The organism is Moorena sp. SIO3I6 (genome assembly GCF_010672095.1).
Map to the genome: position 1 here is coordinate 1 of NZ_JAAHHU010000082.1, position 16,397 is coordinate 16,397.

The window sequence follows — 16,397 nt, forward strand, 5'->3', positions numbered from 1 at the left end:
TGCGTTCTGGCACACTTTATACCCCTCAGATTGTGGGGTTTGCTAAGGCTGTGGAACTGGGGTTAGAAGAACAACCCTCAGAATCTCAACGGTTGATAGAACTCCGGGAGGGTCTGTGGACCACTCTCTCTAAACTAGAAAGTATCCAGATCAATGGTCATCCTACCCAGCGATTATCCGGAAACCTTAACATTAGTGTGGAGGGAGTAGATGGCGCAGCCCTGCTGCTAGGATTACAGCCTGTGGCAGCCGTTTCTTCTGGCTCCGCTTGTTCCTCAGCAACTGTAGCTCCTTCCCATGTACTATTAGCCCTAGGACATCCGGAAAATATGGCTTATGCCTCCATCCGGTTTGGAATTGGACGCTTTAATACCATGGCAGAAATTGGCTTAGTGGCTGAGCATACGATCACAACGATTCAGTCTCTGCGCCAATCTCAAGCTGTCAAAATTAATTGAACAAAATTGTTGAGCGCAGTCCCTAGCCATATTTTATAATTTGGGTGGGGTAACCGAAACCAGCTTTTAAATTGCAAAGCGTAAGCTTCTAGGCTACGATCACATCGGTACCACAAAGGAGATTTCGCTCCTCAGCTGAACCGCGAAAATCCCCGCACTTTACCTTTATTGGGTAGGTGTCGTATGGGAAGCGCAGGGTAAGAGTCCCAAAGGATCTTACCAATGTGATACACTAGGAATGGTAGCGATGCAGCGAGGTCTTGGGGGTTTCCCCCATTAGCGACTGCATCAAGACAGGGAAGATAAATTAAGAGCTAACCGCAAACATATGTGCCTCAAGACCCTAAATCTAAGCAGTAAAGCTGCTGAAACAGGGAGATTCAGGAGATATAGACAGAAACCCTGAAGAATTTCCAGACCTCTGGTCAGGAAATAGTCAGCTAATAAAAAATTCAAACTTTTGGATAGATTGGTAGCAACTGGGTAGTTTGTGGTAAATCCCGAACAGTGCCGATAAGGGGTCAACTGACTTTCAGCTATCGGAGCTGTGGTTAGCCAAAACCATCGCGCATAGCCTGTTTTAGCTTCCTCCGCGATTCATCCCACACTCATGCTGCGCATTGAGGTGTGGGATGAATCGCGGGCAGGAACTCTGATAAACAGCCTGAAAAACGTTATAATAAAAATAGCAGGGAAGACAAATTAAGAGCTAACCGCCACCTGCGTGTCTAAAAATAGAACTTTTTGTATTGTTCCGGTGCGGAGGGGCATCCCGTATCGTTAATAAAGCTTACCGAGTATCCTAAGCAATAGCTGGAGTTGGTAAGAAGCCCACACTGAACCGATAGGTCAGTGTGGGAGTATGTCACCATAGGTGAGCTTTCCTAATGGGAATTAAATTTGCCACTGGTCACACTTCTTGATGGGGGGAGTGGCTTAACCTCCATTTTTGTAGTTATATCAGTGGCAAAGTAATCCGTTGTCTATATTTCAGAGTGCGACTGGATAGAGACAGGGATTCACAAGTGTTAGTCAAAATCCTCAGAAAATCGGTTAGAATTATTTAAATCCACAAGAGTCACGTGATCAATTTGTCAGGCTTAACATCCCCCGAAGTCCCTACGGGATTATAGGAAAGGCCAGGCAGATTGCGAGACAATTACACATAGGTGCGCTCTTACTTGGCTATTTAAATTCGCGTGATTGTGCGCTTTACTTTGGCTCGGGAACCCGGGCTTCTTGGGTCGCGCCTTTCGGCAAAGCCGACGCAGGGCGCTAACGGGCGCGCACCTCAAAAATTTTCGACTTTGCGACAGAACATCCTACTGGAAAGCGAGTCTTAAAGTAGAGAACTAATGTCGCACCTCCAAGTGGTACAATCAGCAGAGCCGCTACAATCCCATTCACCAAACAAACCCCCTGTCAGCACCCCCCTTTAAACAGACGGGGCTTCGAGACAGTTTCACCGCCATTGACTACAGCCATTGACTACAGCCATTGACTACAGCCATTGACTACAGCCATTGACTACAGTTTTCGATTGACCGTAGGTCACGCTACGCGAACAAACAATGAGCAACAAAATAGTTAAGTGGGCTTTCCGTGATGGCGAACGCGCCCCGCGTGACCTACGGTCAAGGGATTGCTCGCCATCACGGGTCGCACCTCTAGTTATTCATAGTCTATTTATTAGTCTCTGTGGCCGATCAGTTTAATGGCAGTAAATCACCGAACATTTCAGACCTAGAAATAAAGTACGACTCCTATCGTTAACTGTAGGACTAAGCGTACCACGAAGTTTTGAGGAAATTGCATGCCAAAGCAAATTATTATTGCAGAGCAACATCAACTTGCTGCTGTATTTTGGGAAGATCAAATTCAAGAACTAGTAGTTGCCACCGGTAATCACCAGGTCGGTGATATTTATCTAGGCATTGTAGAAAATGTCTTACCGGGTATTGATGCAGCATTTGTCAACATTGGGGATCCTGATCGCAATGGTTTTATTCATGTGACAGACTTAGGACCATTGCGCTTGAAACGCCGCTCTGGTGCGATCACCGAACTGCTGACTCCCCAGCAGAAGGTGTTGGTGCAAGTGATGAAAGAACCTACGGGTAATAAAGGGCCAAGGCTTACAGGTAATATTAGTTTACCCGGTCGCTATTTGGTGCTGATGCCTTATGGCCGAGGAGTGAACTTGTCTCGGCGGATTAAGAGCGAAAGTGAACGCAATCGCCTCAGAGCTCTAGCAATTCTAATCAAACCATCGGGCATGGGAGTGCTGGTGCGCACCGAAGCTGAAGGCAGAGCCGAAGAAGCCATTATGGAAGACTTGGAAAACCTGCAAAGACAATGGGAAGCTGTCCAGCTCGAAGCAACCTCTACCAGAGCACCAGCCCTACTTAATCGGGATGATGATTTTATTCAGCGTGTCCTCCGGGATATGTACACTGCTGATGTTAATCGGATTGTGGTGGATTCTAGTACTGCAGTCAAACGGGTTAAACAACACTTGTTGAGCTGGAGTGGAGGTCAAGCACCAGAGGGGGTCTTGATTGACCATCACCGCGATCGCATGCCAATTTTGGGATATTTCCGGGTCAATGCTGCAATTCGAGAAGCCCTCAAGCCAAGAGTAGATTTACCATCTGGTGGCTACATTATCATTGAACCTACCGAAGCTCTAACCGTAATTGATGTGAACTCTGGTTCCTTTACCCGCTCAGCTACAGCACGGGAAACGGTTTTGTGGACTAACTGTGAGGCAGCAACAGAAATTGCCCGCCAGCTGCGCCTACGTAATCTAGCTGGGGTGATCGTTGTTGACTTTATTGATATGGACACCAGGCGGGATCAGTTGCAAGTTCTCGAACACTTCAATCAAGCCCTAAAAGAGGACAAAGCCCGACCACAGATTGCCCAGCTTTCGGAACTTGGCTTAGTGGAACTGACTCGCAAGCGCCAAGGGCAAAATATTTATGAGTTGTTTGGTAAAAGCTGTGCTACCTGTGGCGGCTTAGGACATCTGGCACATCTTCCCGGTGAAGTCGAAGCAGAAGCACTAGAGACCTTAGCACCAATCCCCTTACCAGCAGAGCGAAGCATTCCACAGTTCAACGAACCCGTAGACTTATCTTCTGAGAATGATAATGAGTTGGACTTGCTCAATCACCCCAGTTATCAGGAACGGGGAGCGGTAAATAATCGCCGCCGCCGCCGCCGTCGTATTGATGACCCAGTGATTAGGGAAGAACCAATTACTAGGGGAGTCAATCGGGTGATCTCTGTCTCATCCAACTTTGATGCCATCACAGAAACCGAGGTATCGACCTCAGGAGTAGAAAAACCCCAGCTAGTCAAGTTTGCTCAAGAGAAAGAACCACCAGAATTGGTCAGGGTTGAAATGAGCCCAGAAGAACAAGATGTTTATGCGTTGATGGGCATTTCCCCTATACTAAATTTAGATCGAGAGGTGAAAGATCCTAGGTCAGCAATTATCTCAGTGTTACTGCCGGGAGAAAAAATCGAGGATAATGAAGAAGAATTATCCAATTCAACTACCGATTCAACTACCGATTCAACTACCGATTCAACTAATAGTCAATCCTCCATCGACGATCAGCCAGAGTTAGAGGAATCCGACTTGGTGGAATCTAGTGCTGCCACACCAATTCCAGAAACTGGATCTGATCAACTCACTACTGCCAATGGCACCATTAACAGTCCCCCCATCGTGCGCCGCCGCCGTCGCCGCTCTTCAGCAGATAAATGACAACGGACAAAGTCACTGAAGTGTTTGAGTTACCGGATTTATCCGGTACTCCTTCCTTAGTGGCTGGAGTAGATGAAGTAGGGCGAGGTGCCTTATTTGGTCCAGTTGTGGCAGCAGCAGTGATTTTACCTGTATCTGTCCTGCCACAACTGGCTATAGCTGGCGTTAAAGATAGTAAAAAGTTGTCCCGGAAACGACGCCAAAGGCTGTCTCAAGAAATTCAGAGATTGGCACTGGATTGGACTATTGGTTATGCCACTAGTGCAGAAATTGACCAGCTCAATATCTTACAAGCCTCATTGTTAGCTATGAAACGGGCTGTGCTTAAATTAAAAGTTAAGCCCGATATTTGTCTGATTGATGGGTTACACGGGTTGCCAGATTTACCGATAGCACAACGAAATCTAGTAAAGGGGGATCAGCGATCGCTTCATATTGCAGCGGCCAGTATTGTAGCCAAGGTGTGGCGTGATGATTTAATCATTCGTCTAGCTACCAAGTATTCAGAGTATGATTTGACAGCCAACATGGGCTATGGTACCAAAAAGCATCGGTTAGCACTGCAAAAATACGGACCATGTCGGCTGCATCGCATGTCCTTTAGCCCCTGTAGTCAGGCGAATCAATAAATAAGTTAAATTATTTATTAACAAATAACAATCAACCAAATCGATAACCCTTACCATAAACTGTATGGATCAGGGGGGCGGAACCCTTAATTTCGATTTTGCGACGCAACAAACGAACTAGAGCAGCTAAATTGTTACTTTTTGGGATTTCCTCAGATGGCCACAAATGTTGATAAATTTGCTTGTGGGATAATAATATACCAACATGGCTCATGAAGTACGCTAGCAGTTGGCTTTCTTTTTCCGATAGCTCAATTGGGCGTCCGTGGCGATAAGCAATTTGATTGTTTAAGTCTAATTCTATTTGTCCAACCCGTAACCGCTGGCTGGGATTGGCATCAGTCGCAGCAGAACGCCGAAGCAGAGCCCGGACTCTAGCGAGTAACTCCCGCAGTTCAAATGGTTTAACTAGATAGTCGTCAGCACCAGCATCTAATCCCATCACTCTGTCATCTACAGTGTCCTTGGCGGTTAGAAAAAGAACTGGGGTAGTGGTGTCATGCGATCGCATTTGTTGGCAAATTTCTAACCCAGAAATGTGCGGTAGCATCCAGTCTAAGATTAACAAGTCATAAGCGCCAAGGGATGCTAACTCATTTCCTGACGCGCCATTATACGCCACATCTACAGTGTAACCTTCACGAGTTAATACCCGAGACAGGGGGTCAGTCAGCTCAATTTCATCATCTACTAAAAGGATACGCATTGATTTTGTTGATAGTTGACGGTTGACGCTTGACTATCAACACAATTATAAGACTTACGCAGCGACTCTATCTGTAGCGTAGGTTATTAACGAAGCCTACTACTTGTAGTTAACAGCCAAGTCATTGATATACTATTTTAGTTAAGATAAAGTTAATCATAGGGTAATTATAATTTAAGGGCTAGAAAGACAAACCAGTATGGCTTGGGCATTGGTTACAGGTGGCACCAAAAGGATTGGTAAAGCGATCGCATTAGACTTAGCGAAACAGGGCTATGATCTAGCGATTCATTACAACCGTTCTCGCCAAGACGCGGAAATCCTAGGGGAACAGATCCAGTCCCTAGACCGAAATTGTCGATTTTACCAAGCTGATCTAACCTGTGACCAAGATATGCTCAATCTTTTGCCAAGGGTGAAAGCAGATGTTCCTGAGCTTGATGTGTTGGTGAATAATGCTTCTATTTTTGAACCAGCAACCCTTAAAGAAACGGAACTTGACTTGTTTGACAGTCACTTTGCTGTAAACTTTAAGGCTCCGTATTTCTTTACCCGTGATTTTGCTCGTCTTTATCAAAAAGGGAACATTATCAATATTATTGATACCAGAATCAACAAGAATGATTTTTCCTATTCTGCTTATACATTAGCTAAGAAAGCCTTGGCTAACTTAACCGAAATGGCAGCTTTGGAGTTTGCTCCATATATTCGAGTGAATGGAATTTGCCCTGGGTGGATTTTACTTCCAGCCGGGGCAAGTGAACAGTATATCGAAACACTTAGACAAAGAGTACCCATGCGTAGCCAGGGCAATGTGGATCAGATTTGTCAGGCTGTTCGCTATTTGCTCTCCAATCAATTTGTTACCGGACAGTTTTTATTTGTGGATGGCGGTCAAAATTTGTAATAAACTGTAAGCCGTAAGCTTTTAAATTATAACTGATAACTAATAACTGATAACTAATAACTGATAACTAATAACTGATAACTGATAACTAATAACTGATAACTGATAACTGATAACTAATAACTGACGGCTGATACCTGAAAAGTTAATTAAGACTATATACATCAAAAATATGACACAACTTACTGATATTACATCAATAAAAGTTAATGATTTCGGGAGCCAAAAACAACACAGTTATGTTGAAGCGCTGCTGGAAATAAAAAATTTAAGACTCCGCACGATAATAGGATTTAATGACTGGGAAAGAAAAACTAAACAAGATGTTGTGATTAATATTAAGGCTGGCTTTACCCCAGGAAATTCTACAAAAAGCGATCGCGTTGAAGATACCTTGAATTATAAAACCCTAAGCAAGCGTGTAATTAAAGCAGTAGAAGAAAGCGACTTTAATTTACTAGAAAAGCTAACCCAGATGATTTTAGATATTGTAATGGAAAATCCCCGGATAGTATGGGCTAAGGTAAAAGTTGATAAACCTTTTGCTTTGCGATTTTCCGATTCTGTGTCTATAGAATTGAGTGCTAAACGATGAATGAAGTGGTAGTGAATGAAGTAGTAGTAAGTGTTGGCTCTAATATTGAACCTCATAAAAATGTAAAACTAGCCAAATATAATTTATCAAAAACTGATAATTTTGTTAATGAATCTCGCTTTTACATAACAAAACCCATAGGCTTTACTGAGCAACCTGATTTTCTAAATGGTGCCTTTTTAATTCACACAGAAGACGGTTTTGAGACCTTTCGTCAAAAACTTAAACAAGTCGAAATTGACCAAGGGCGGGTTAAGCAATCCAATAAAAATGGACCGCGCTGTATAGATTTAGACATTGTGGTCTGGAATCGAAGGATTGTTGATCCTGACTTTTATCAGCGGGATTTCATTAAAAAAACTGTGCTAGAGCTGATTCCTGATTTAAAGGTTTAACAAATAGCTAATGACAAACCCCCCGGAATCATAAGTATTCAACAGGTGCGACCTGTGGCGAATTTAATTCTTAATGGTAAGAGCGCACCTAAGGACATGATGGGGTTGGTGATAATTTGAGGAGCACGGGTTTCTATAATTGAGCTTCTACCGGTATAGTTGATCTGATCAGTGAACTAATTTACACCCTCCCAAAGCTCCCGAAGCTCCCCATATGATTACCATCGCATTACCCAAAGGCGCACTCCTAAAAGACAGCATCAAGCTACTGCAATCCGTTGGCTTAGACTTTAGTGCCTTCCTAGACTCCTCCAACCGCCAACTCCAGATTCAAGACCCCAGTCAAACGGCTCAAGCTCTACTGGTACGAGCTCAAGATGTACCGGTTTACGTGGAATATGGTCAAGCTCAGTTGGGGATAGTTGGTTACGATGTGCTACGGGAAAAAACCCCGGCAGTGGCTACCTTAGGTGACTTACACTTTGGTTATTGTCGGATGTCATTGGCAGTTCGTGCCGCTAGCTCTTATCTAAGCCCTTTGGATTTGCCAGCTCATGGTCGCGTAGCCTCCAAGTTTGTTCACTGTGCTCGGGAATATTTCAATAACCTGGATTTGCCAGTGGAAATTATCCCGCTCTACGGTTCTGTTGAACTTGGTCCGATTACCGGGATGTCGGAGGCAATTGTGGATTTGGTGTCCACAGGTCGTACCTTAAAAGAGAATGGCTTGATTGAAATTGACATTTTGTATGAGAGTACAGCAAGACTGATTGCCCATCCCATCAGTTATCGCCTCGATATTGATGGTATGAACAATTTGATTGAGCAGATTCGAGAATTGACTAAGGTCAGTGCTGAATCTTTAGTGAGTTAGTTATGATTCTTTAGTCAGTAGGGTGTGTGACTAACCCACCCTCGCAAGTAGAGTAAAAACTTAGTTGACATTTTACGGTACAACACGCTAATATAATTAGGTTGTCAAGGTCACTCAGCTGAGCAAGTAGATTAAACCCCTTTGAAGCCGCTGAGTTGCTAGGCGTTAAAGTCAGGACTTTAGCTAGATGGGAAAATCCAGGAATTATCCAAGGGATTAAAACACCATCTCGACAACGGAGAAAAGAATGATCCCGAATTATGCTCAGAGCCTTCAAAACCAAGTTAAAACTGAATAACAAACAGAAAACCTTGATGGCTCAACACGCCGGTTATTCAAGATGGATTTGGAATTGGGCGTTAGGCATGTGGAACGAGGCTTATAAAGAGGGACTAAAACTTTCAACTAACAAGCTCAAAAAGTTCTATACCAATCACGTCAAGCCTAACTATTCCTGGCAATATACCTTAAGTTCAAGGGTTTATCAGTTTGCATTCAGGCACTTATCAGAAGCATTTAACCGCTTTTTTCAAGGGAAAGCCAAGTATCCTAGATTCAAGAAGAAAGGCAGAAATGATCGCTTCACTATTGATAATTGTGGCCAAGTTATGACCTTTTCAGGGAGAAGATTAAAACTTCCGTTTATTGGGTGGGTTAGCACTTATGAACCTTTACCAGAAATCAAGACTAAGCGAGTCACAATTAGTCGAGTTGCTGATTCCTGGTATATCTCTGTAGCTTACGAGTTTGAACCGGAACCTACGGTTAAATCTAGAGAAAACCTAGGTGTTGATGTCGGAGTTAAAGTCCTAGCCACTTGCTCAGATGGAACAGTTTTTCCTAATCCCAGAGCCGACAAAAGGGCTAAGAAAAAACTAGCTCGACTTCAACGAGAATTATCTAGAAGACAGATCGGTTCTAAAAACAGATATAAAACTCAACTGAAGCTAGCAAAAGCCCATCAAAGAGTCACTAACATCCGGAAAGATGCCATCCATAAACTAACATCCTGGCTGAGCAAGAACCACGCTGTCATCGGCTTAGAGGACTTGAATGTTTCCGGTATGTTGAAAAACCACAAGTTAGCCGGTGCTATTGCTGATTCTGCCTTCTATGAGATTCGTAGCCAACTGGAATATAAGTCCGAGTGGTACGCTTCACAATTAGTCTTTGCCGATCGGTTTTTTCCATCCTCTAAAACCTGTTCTAGTTGTGGTCACATTCAAGAAATGCCACTAAAACAACGAGTTTTTAGCTGCTTCGCTTGCGGTGCAGTCAAGGACAGGGATTACAACGCAAGTGTGAATTTAGAGCATGTAGCCGAGGGCTTCTCGGTGATAGCCTGTGTTAGTGAGTAGGGCCGACCCCTCACGCAACCCACTTTTGGGTGGGAAGCAGGAAGTAAACGTTAACGTGCTAATTATACCGCGTTATATCAGTTTTACAGAGCAGTATAGCATGGACTGGCAAGAGATATCTGGTAACTGGGTTTTAATCCCCAATCGTCCCACCGGGATTATCCATTTCCTGGGTGGGGCGTTTATTGCTACAGCACCCCACGTAACTTACCGATTGTTACTGGAAAAATTAGCAGCTCAAAGGTATGCAGTGATTGCGACACCGTTTGTGAATACCCTCGACCATATTGCGATCGCACGAGATGTACTCAACCGCTTCGAGACTACTCTAAATCGCTTACAGGTAACCAATGTTTTAAGGAAACGGTATCTACCCATCTATGGTATCGGCCACAGCATGGGGTGCAAACTGCATTTGTTGATTGGCAGCCTCTTCAGTGTAGAGCGAGCTGGTAATATCTTGATTTCCTATAACAACTATTCCGCTGACCGTGCTATCCCCTTTGTGGAACAGTTAAACCTCAATCCTGTCTTTCAGGTAGAGTTTACTCCCTCACCCCAAGAAACTAACTATCTGATTACTCAACGCTATCAAATCCAGCGTAATTTACTGATTAAATTCACTGATGACGAGATTGACCAAAGTGTTAGCTTGACCCAAGCCTTAAAGAAACGTTTTCCAAATATGGTTGTGCTACAGCGGATACCAGGAAATCATTTAACACCTTTAGGGCAAGATGTGACCTTAAACCCAGGGGCAGTTTTTACCCCATTGGATGCCGTAGGTCAGTGGGTCAAGCAAGAAGTCTATCGCGATTTAAATCGGTTGCAACGGGAAATTTTGCGATGGTTAAATCCTCTAGCAGTGGCTTAAGGTTGTTCGCGTAGCGTGGCCAATAGGCCAAGGTTATTCTGTTGAAGGTTATTCTGTTGAAGGTTATTCTGTTGAAGGTTATTCTGTTGAAGTGGCGTAGTGGCGTGGCACACCTAAAAATGTTTGTTGGGTTGAGCGGTAGGGAAACCAAACAAAGCGTTACTGGTGTTGGGTTTCATTCTTCAACCCAACCTACGCTTATTGCACCATTTTAGATGTGTCGGTCCAGTAGGGTGCGTTAGGGACCGGCTCACCTGGATTTTTGGCCTATGGGCCAGGGTATGACAGCCGGTCCCGTAACGCACCACGATCAGCCATCGGTTGAAGCTTGTTCCCGTAGCGTGGCCAAAGGCCAAGGTTATTCTATTGAATGACTAATCACTAGGATAAGGTTTCGTCAGACTCTAGCACTGTGGTAGATTCCGACAACGGAACAGTTTTCTGTGAACTGGAACAATCACTATCGGGCATGGTTTCCTCCTCTAGCACTGTGGTAGATTCTGACAACGGAACAGTTTTCTGTGAACTTGAAAAGTCACTATCGACCATGGTTTCCTCTGGTTCTGGCAAGGTGGAAGCCTGAGATTGTAGCGCTACCGATGACTCAGGGCTACTAAACGAGAATCTTGGCAAGGTTTTGGTTAAAGGTTTCAGTGCTTCTAATACTTCCTGAGCCGACTGATAGCGACTTCGGAAGCTATAGCGCACCATTTTGTTGACCACTGTAGCTAATTCAGGACTGACCTGTGCCTTATCGAGCCAAATTACTTCTCCAGTTATGGGATCTGTGGGTAATTTGCTAGGAGGTATGCCAGTAAGCGATCGCACAGCAATCATACCTGTGGCATAAATATCACTGTTAAATCTTGGACTACCCACAGCTTGTTCATTAGGCATATAACCTTTAGTACCAATGCCCACCGTGAACTTAGTCAAATTTCGTCTTGGATGCAATTGATTAGTAATTTCTTTAACAGCGCCAAAGTCAATTAGCACCAGCTTCTGATCTGATTTGCGCCGAATTAGATTATCAGGTTTAATATCTCGGTGAATCACACTGTGACTATGGACAAACTGCAATGCCTGTAGAATATCTACCACTATCCCAATGACGTTGGCTTCAGGAAGAGGTTTCGGTAGTAACTCATTGCTGAGAGGATGACCATTAATGAACTCTTCAACTAGATAAAATTCTTGATTTTCATCAAAATAGGCTAACAGCTCAGGGATTTGGTGATGTTTGCCCAACTTTTCCAGAATTTCTGCTTCCGTTTGAAATAACCGTCGAGCCAGTTGCCAGTGTTGAGGATTATTGCTAGCAGGTTTGAGCTGCTTGACCACACAGGTCGGATTTCCCGGTCGCTGGGTGTCTTCAGCAATAAAGGTTTCGCCAAATCCTCCGGCACTAAGTCGTTTGATGATTTGATAGCGTCCACTTAACTTAGTCGCTAATAGTTCTTGTTCCCTCTCCTCCAGCAAATTCCTTAAATCATCCTGTCCAGAGATAATTTCTTGGACAATGGGCGCAGAAACGTAATGTTTAAGAGTTTGGCGTAGTTGCTGTTTATTCTTCAGGTCTTGCCTTGCTCCCATAGCGCTACAGAAAATACCACTGAGAGTCATGCTAACTAAAGGCACTGCTGTAGGCAAAATTAGCCCCTCATACACGAAAAATAGATAACTGATTCCTCCCCAAGTGATTACCCCGAGCACTGTCCAGCCTAGGCAAACTTGCCATCGCTTAATCCGACTGAATAAGTACCTGACGACATTAACCCCCAAAAATATCAACACTCCTCTGTGGATAGGATTGGGAATTGCTTGGACAATGGCATGACCTTCGAGTAGTGTTGCGATCGCATTAGCATTGATTTCTACCCCAGCCATTCTGTCGGACACAGGAGTCCGATGAAAATCTGGTAATGAGCTAGCAGTTGGTCCAATTAACACAATCTTGTCTTGGAAATACTTACCATCTTCTAGGCGAGTGTGCCAGCGATTATCGTCTAAGACATACCAGAAGGGAATAGATGTAAATGCATCCGAACCGTAGAAGAAAATATTCTCTGCTTTGGGCTTCGTCCTCAGTCCTGATTGCTGAGCAGCTGCCTTCGCGTAGCGTGGCCTTTTGGCCAAGGTAGCCTCATTAAAGGAAGGTACTGTAAAAATCAGCTGATCAGATGTTTCTGCCAATTCTGGATTATTCTTAGCCCAAACTTTGGGAAACTGATTGGCTAGACGATAGATTCTGCCATCCGGCTCAATGGGATAATTAATAGAACCTACAGATAGCTGGGGTCTCTCAAACACAGAATTTGGCTTAACTAGCTTGATAGTCTCACCTTCAACAGTTTCGTAAGTCTCATACATAGCGGCCAGAGTAACCCTTTCGCCATAGTTTTCCAGCACCTCTCTCAACCGTTGATCATCTGCCTGGCCGTAACTACTGGGACTATCTAACACAATACTGAGGGCGACAGACCTAGCTCCAGCAGCCATCACACGCTCAATTGCTGTAGCATAAGCAGCTCGTTTCCAAGGCCAGCTTTTGATAAGTTCTAAATCAGTTAGTGCTTGAGACTCATCATTATAATAGGATTGATTTAAATTCAGAGACTCCTCATCAATTGCCAAAATCACTATATTGTCTGGGGGAGTCACCGGACCCCTAAGTTGGAAAAACCAAGCTTGGGTTTGTCTTTCCATCCGTTGCACTCCCTCCCAATCCCGAGCCGTTGAAATTGATCCGAATAGGGGAAAAAAAACAGCTAGTATAAAACCTAATCTAGCTGGATTTAACCGAGTGTTATGCTGTGATGATGTATCTTTATTTGTAGAAATATCTGTATACTGAGTTGGTGTATGGGAAGGAATAATCTTCCCGAACCACCCCCTAGGATTAATAAACATTTTGATTATTTTAATCGTTTATTATCTATAGTATCGAAGCAAATTTATTAGCTGCATAAAGATTATTAAAGCCTGTTTAAAAAGTTGGTTAAGGAATAATTTCAACAAGACTTACGGCAAACTGAAACCAAACTCTATAAATAGTAGGGTGCGTTATTAACTAGATTCACTGCGTAATATCATGTCCGGGAGCATTGGTATTGTAAAGGTTGGGTAATCGGTAATTATTAATCGGCAATGACTAATGACTAATGACTAATGGCTAATGGCTAATACCAATTTTGGAAATTACGGCTACACATAAATTTTATCTCCCCATCTCCCCATCTCCCCATCTCCCCACACTCCCTACTCCCTACTCCCTACTCCCTACTCCCTAAAACTATTGAAAACTACTATCAATTAAATTGGTATTACGTCATCCCAACCCGTTTGGTTCTTAGAGTAACATTAACCCCTTCAGTGGATTGCTCCAATACTAATAATGGCGTTGGTTTTGCCTTTTGATCCCAACGCATGCAAACAATACGTCCTTGAATTGTTGGTTGCCAGGTATCATTGTCCGCATCTGGACTAAGAAATGTTTCAATACAGTCAATAATTTGGCTAACGGTTGCCGAGGTGCGTTGAGTGGGTAATTTCATTAACTTAACTTGAATACGGAAAAGCACTCCCACACTGCGTTTACCTCGAATTTCAGTCTCGTACTTAACATCAAATATTTCATTAATTTTACGACCTGACGTACTAGCAACACCGATAACATTTCTAGAGTCTTGAGTAGGTCGTAATGCTATACTGATTAACTGTTTTATTCGAATTTTAATTTGATTGATAACTCCAAAGTGGAATACCTCTTCTTCCATTCGCATTCTGAGGTAGTCCAGATTAAATTCCCGCGAGTGAACCAAATCGGGATTTGATTCCATTTTCCGGATGGTATTAAGCGCCAGCTTTAACTTTTTTCGGAGATCAGCAGTTTTATACTGCTCCAATTTGAGCTTTTTGTCCCTATCCTTGAATTGCAGCTTACCATACACTACTAATCCAATCACCACTAAAGCTAGTCCAATAGACACAAAAATCCAATGATTAAAATTCCCCAGTTGCCCAGCAGAGCCAGACGTCTTGGGAATGGTAGATGGAGGTGAGGATGCAATTTTCACAGGTACAAAAACCTGAGTCCGTGATTCTCTGAAGATGAGATGATGGGACATAATCACTATCGAATAAAACTCAAAACCTCTTGACTAGGATTACCTTAGCGTGGATATCGTAAAAAATTTGTAAGCACCTGCTATTATTCGCTTTTGAATCAGTTAGTCAGAGACAAATGCTAATTCGCAGTATCTACATATAAATGTTTTTTACTTTCTTTTGGAAGCCTTTGTCCTTCTCCTTAGAAGGAGTGCTACGGAACTTCCCTTGTCCACTGCAGGAGTGGAGCTTCAAGCCATATCCATCCATGGCCTTTGGGCCACGCTACGCGAACGGTGATTAGTTTCGACTAGTTAGTCTTTGGGTACTAACCTATATCATAACCTGGTGTTCGCCACCAGTTTCTAGCTATAAGGAGGCGCATTAGCTGAACCAATCATCCAGAGGTTTTCCTCAGCAGAAGCGTCCCAAGGATATAACGGGCTTTCCGCACCCCTACGGGAAGGCATCCAAAGCATCTATAGTATTGTGCCAAGTATTGTGGCAATTTGGGTAAGCAATTGAAGCCTTTTCCATGGAAGCCTTTTGCCTTAGTTTAGTAATAGTGTTGCTATGGTAGATTACCCAAAGCCTAACTTAAGGAAGAATTTCAAGATACTCTATAGCTTATGTATGTAAGCATTCAGCTAAGGCCGATTGGCGCTATAGCTGATATGGGATAAGGCAATAGCTTAGCTATTTAGAACAAGGATGCTTTGCTCCGTAACGTTGCTTAGTAAAATCAATCGGTTTACCCCAAACAACGTGGAGATAATATGCCCCACGATACTTTAATTTACCGATCGCTTCCGGTAAAAGCACACCGTTGAGCTTTGGCTGTCGCCAACGGATACCACGATACTTACCAACAATTTTTTCTAATTTCATCTCAAAAGTTACCGGTTTATTTTCATAGGTAATACCACGGTAAGTGAATTTCATTATTTTATCCTCTTAATTGTTTGTGATATCTGTAATTGATCACTCCAAGTCAGAGCCTATACTTAGATAATTACCGAAAGTTAGACTAACGGAACAGTAAGCATTCAGCTTAGAGCTATCAGCTATCGGCTGATTGTTCGCGTAGCGTGGCCCATTCGCGTAGCGTGGCCAATAGGCCAAGGCCAAGGTTGTCCAAGATAACTGATGTACTCGTTCCCCTCAGGAAAATTCCTAAGTTTTGCTTGATTGAAAAACTGACGGCTGTTGTGCTGATACCTGAATGCTTACAAGTAACAAATCTGAGTGAGTGACTTTACTCCTAACACCCTTGATTTTATGTAGAGAGCAGTTGAGTGGTAGCTAAACCCAACAAAACTATTGCCAAGGTTGATTTCACTATGTTAAAATAAACCCTTGCAGCTATAAAATTCAGTCAACCAGGTAAGAAATTGACCGAAACAGCAATAAATTTAACTATCATCTTGATGATACCCAAGCTGCTGTAGTTTGGAATATCAATCAGGATTGCTCCCTTAGCTACCTTCTTATTGGTCAGTTGATCATCAGGACATTATAAAATTTGCCTATCGGATTTTCCGTTGAGAAACCAGTGATTAGCCCATCTTGCTGATAGTGTGGCAATGCGTTCGCGTAGCGTGGCCTACGGCCAATCGCGTAGCGGCTCCATTCGCGTAGCGTGGCCCATTCGCGTAGCGTGGCCAATAGGCCAAGGCCAAGGAGCATCCCATAACTAATCTCATCACTAAGGGTAAACAA

Annotated in this window: 16 protein-coding genes; 10 read left to right on the top strand and 6 right to left on the bottom strand. The window is 43.4% G+C overall.

What is annotated here, in order from left to right; all coding sequences use genetic code 11:
* The 3 genes from F6K49_RS21860 to F6K49_RS21870 form a co-directional block, all read left to right on the top strand.
* Window positions 1-458, top strand: a 458-nt coding sequence (locus tag F6K49_RS21860; RefSeq protein WP_293100036.1) for an aminotransferase class V-fold PLP-dependent enzyme, incomplete at its 5' end; no start/stop codon positions are given.
* Window positions 459-2,271: 1,813 nt separating this feature from the next.
* On the top strand, window positions 2,272-4,233 hold the full coding sequence (locus F6K49_RS21865; protein WP_293100039.1) for an Rne/Rng family ribonuclease: 1,962 nt from the start codon (window positions 2,272-2,274) through the stop codon (window positions 4,231-4,233).
* Window positions 4,230-4,862: a ribonuclease HII gene (locus F6K49_RS21870; RefSeq protein WP_293100042.1), complete on the top strand. Its 633-nt coding sequence runs from the start codon at window positions 4,230-4,232 to the stop codon at window positions 4,860-4,862. Before F6K49_RS21865 ends, F6K49_RS21870 begins: the two co-directional genes overlap by 4 nt.
* A gap of 31 nt (window positions 4,863-4,893) precedes the next feature.
* Here the strand turns inward: F6K49_RS21870 and rppA are convergent, their stop codons facing one another.
* Window positions 4,894-5,568 (bottom strand): two-component system response regulator RppA, encoded by a 675-nt coding sequence (rppA, locus tag F6K49_RS21875; protein WP_293100045.1) that lies wholly within the window; start codon window positions 5,566-5,568, stop codon window positions 4,894-4,896.
* A 199-nt stretch (window positions 5,569-5,767) separates the two neighbouring features.
* On the opposite strand from rppA, the gene F6K49_RS21880 reads away from it, so the two are divergent.
* The 6 genes from F6K49_RS21880 (at window position 5,768) to F6K49_RS21905 (ending at window position 10,571) form a co-directional block, all read left to right on the top strand.
* Entirely contained in the window at window positions 5,768-6,475 is a 708-nt protein-coding gene (locus F6K49_RS21880) for an SDR family oxidoreductase (RefSeq protein ID WP_293100048.1), read from the top strand.
* A gap of 172 nt (window positions 6,476-6,647) precedes the next feature.
* On the top strand, window positions 6,648-7,070 hold the full coding sequence (locus F6K49_RS21885; RefSeq protein WP_293100051.1) for a FolB domain-containing protein: 423 nt from the start codon (window positions 6,648-6,650) through the stop codon (window positions 7,068-7,070).
* Complete coding sequence (gene folK, locus F6K49_RS21890) at window positions 7,067-7,465, top strand: 2-amino-4-hydroxy-6-hydroxymethyldihydropteridine diphosphokinase (RefSeq protein WP_293079643.1); 399 nt, start codon at window positions 7,067-7,069, stop codon at window positions 7,463-7,465. Before F6K49_RS21885 ends, folK begins: the two co-directional genes overlap by 4 nt.
* Before the next feature lie 214 nt (window positions 7,466-7,679).
* Entirely contained in the window at window positions 7,680-8,339 is a 660-nt protein-coding gene (hisG, locus tag F6K49_RS21895; protein WP_293021974.1) for an ATP phosphoribosyltransferase, read from the top strand.
* A 260-nt stretch (window positions 8,340-8,599) separates the two neighbouring features.
* Window positions 8,600-9,697 carry an RNA-guided endonuclease TnpB family protein gene (locus F6K49_RS21900; RefSeq protein WP_293046202.1) on the top strand — a complete coding sequence of 366 codons (1,098 nt, stop codon included), beginning with the start codon at window positions 8,600-8,602 and terminating at the stop codon, window positions 9,695-9,697.
* 100 nt (window positions 9,698-9,797) lie between these two features.
* Window positions 9,798-10,571 carry a DUF1350 family protein gene (locus F6K49_RS21905; protein WP_293072050.1) on the top strand — a complete coding sequence of 258 codons (774 nt, stop codon included), beginning with the start codon at window positions 9,798-9,800 and terminating at the stop codon, window positions 10,569-10,571.
* 381 nt (window positions 10,572-10,952) lie between these two features.
* Here F6K49_RS21905 and F6K49_RS21910 read toward each other — a convergent pair whose 3' ends face one another.
* Entirely contained in the window at window positions 10,953-13,481 is a 2,529-nt protein-coding gene (locus tag F6K49_RS21910) for a serine/threonine-protein kinase (protein ID WP_293100055.1), read from the bottom strand.
* Window positions 13,482-13,894: 413 nt separating this feature from the next.
* The gene (locus F6K49_RS21915; protein WP_293021971.1) at window positions 13,895-14,698 is read right to left on the bottom strand and encodes a hypothetical protein; all 804 of its coding nucleotides are present in this window, start codon (window positions 14,696-14,698) and stop codon (window positions 13,895-13,897) included.
* Between the two features lie 143 nt (window positions 14,699-14,841).
* Here F6K49_RS21915 and F6K49_RS21920 point away from each other — a divergent pair, with 143 nt between their 5' ends.
* On the top strand, window positions 14,842-14,982 hold the full coding sequence (locus F6K49_RS21920) for a hypothetical protein (protein ID WP_293046468.1): 141 nt from the start codon (window positions 14,842-14,844) through the stop codon (window positions 14,980-14,982).
* A gap of 392 nt (window positions 14,983-15,374) precedes the next feature.
* Here F6K49_RS21920 and F6K49_RS21925 read toward each other — a convergent pair whose 3' ends face one another.
* The 3 genes from F6K49_RS21925 to F6K49_RS21935 all read right to left on the bottom strand — a co-directional run bounded on the left by F6K49_RS21925 (window position 15,375) and on the right by F6K49_RS21935 (window position 16,397).
* Window positions 15,375-15,620 carry a DUF4278 domain-containing protein gene (locus F6K49_RS21925; RefSeq protein WP_293021970.1) on the bottom strand — a complete coding sequence of 82 codons (246 nt, stop codon included), beginning with the start codon at window positions 15,618-15,620 and terminating at the stop codon, window positions 15,375-15,377.
* Between the two features lie 39 nt (window positions 15,621-15,659).
* Entirely contained in the window at window positions 15,660-15,806 is a 147-nt protein-coding gene (locus tag F6K49_RS21930) for a hypothetical protein (protein ID WP_293046466.1), read from the bottom strand.
* 366 nt (window positions 15,807-16,172) lie between these two features.
* Window positions 16,173-16,397 carry a hypothetical protein gene (locus F6K49_RS21935; RefSeq protein WP_293100058.1) on the bottom strand — a complete coding sequence of 75 codons (225 nt, stop codon included), beginning with the start codon at window positions 16,395-16,397 and terminating at the stop codon, window positions 16,173-16,175.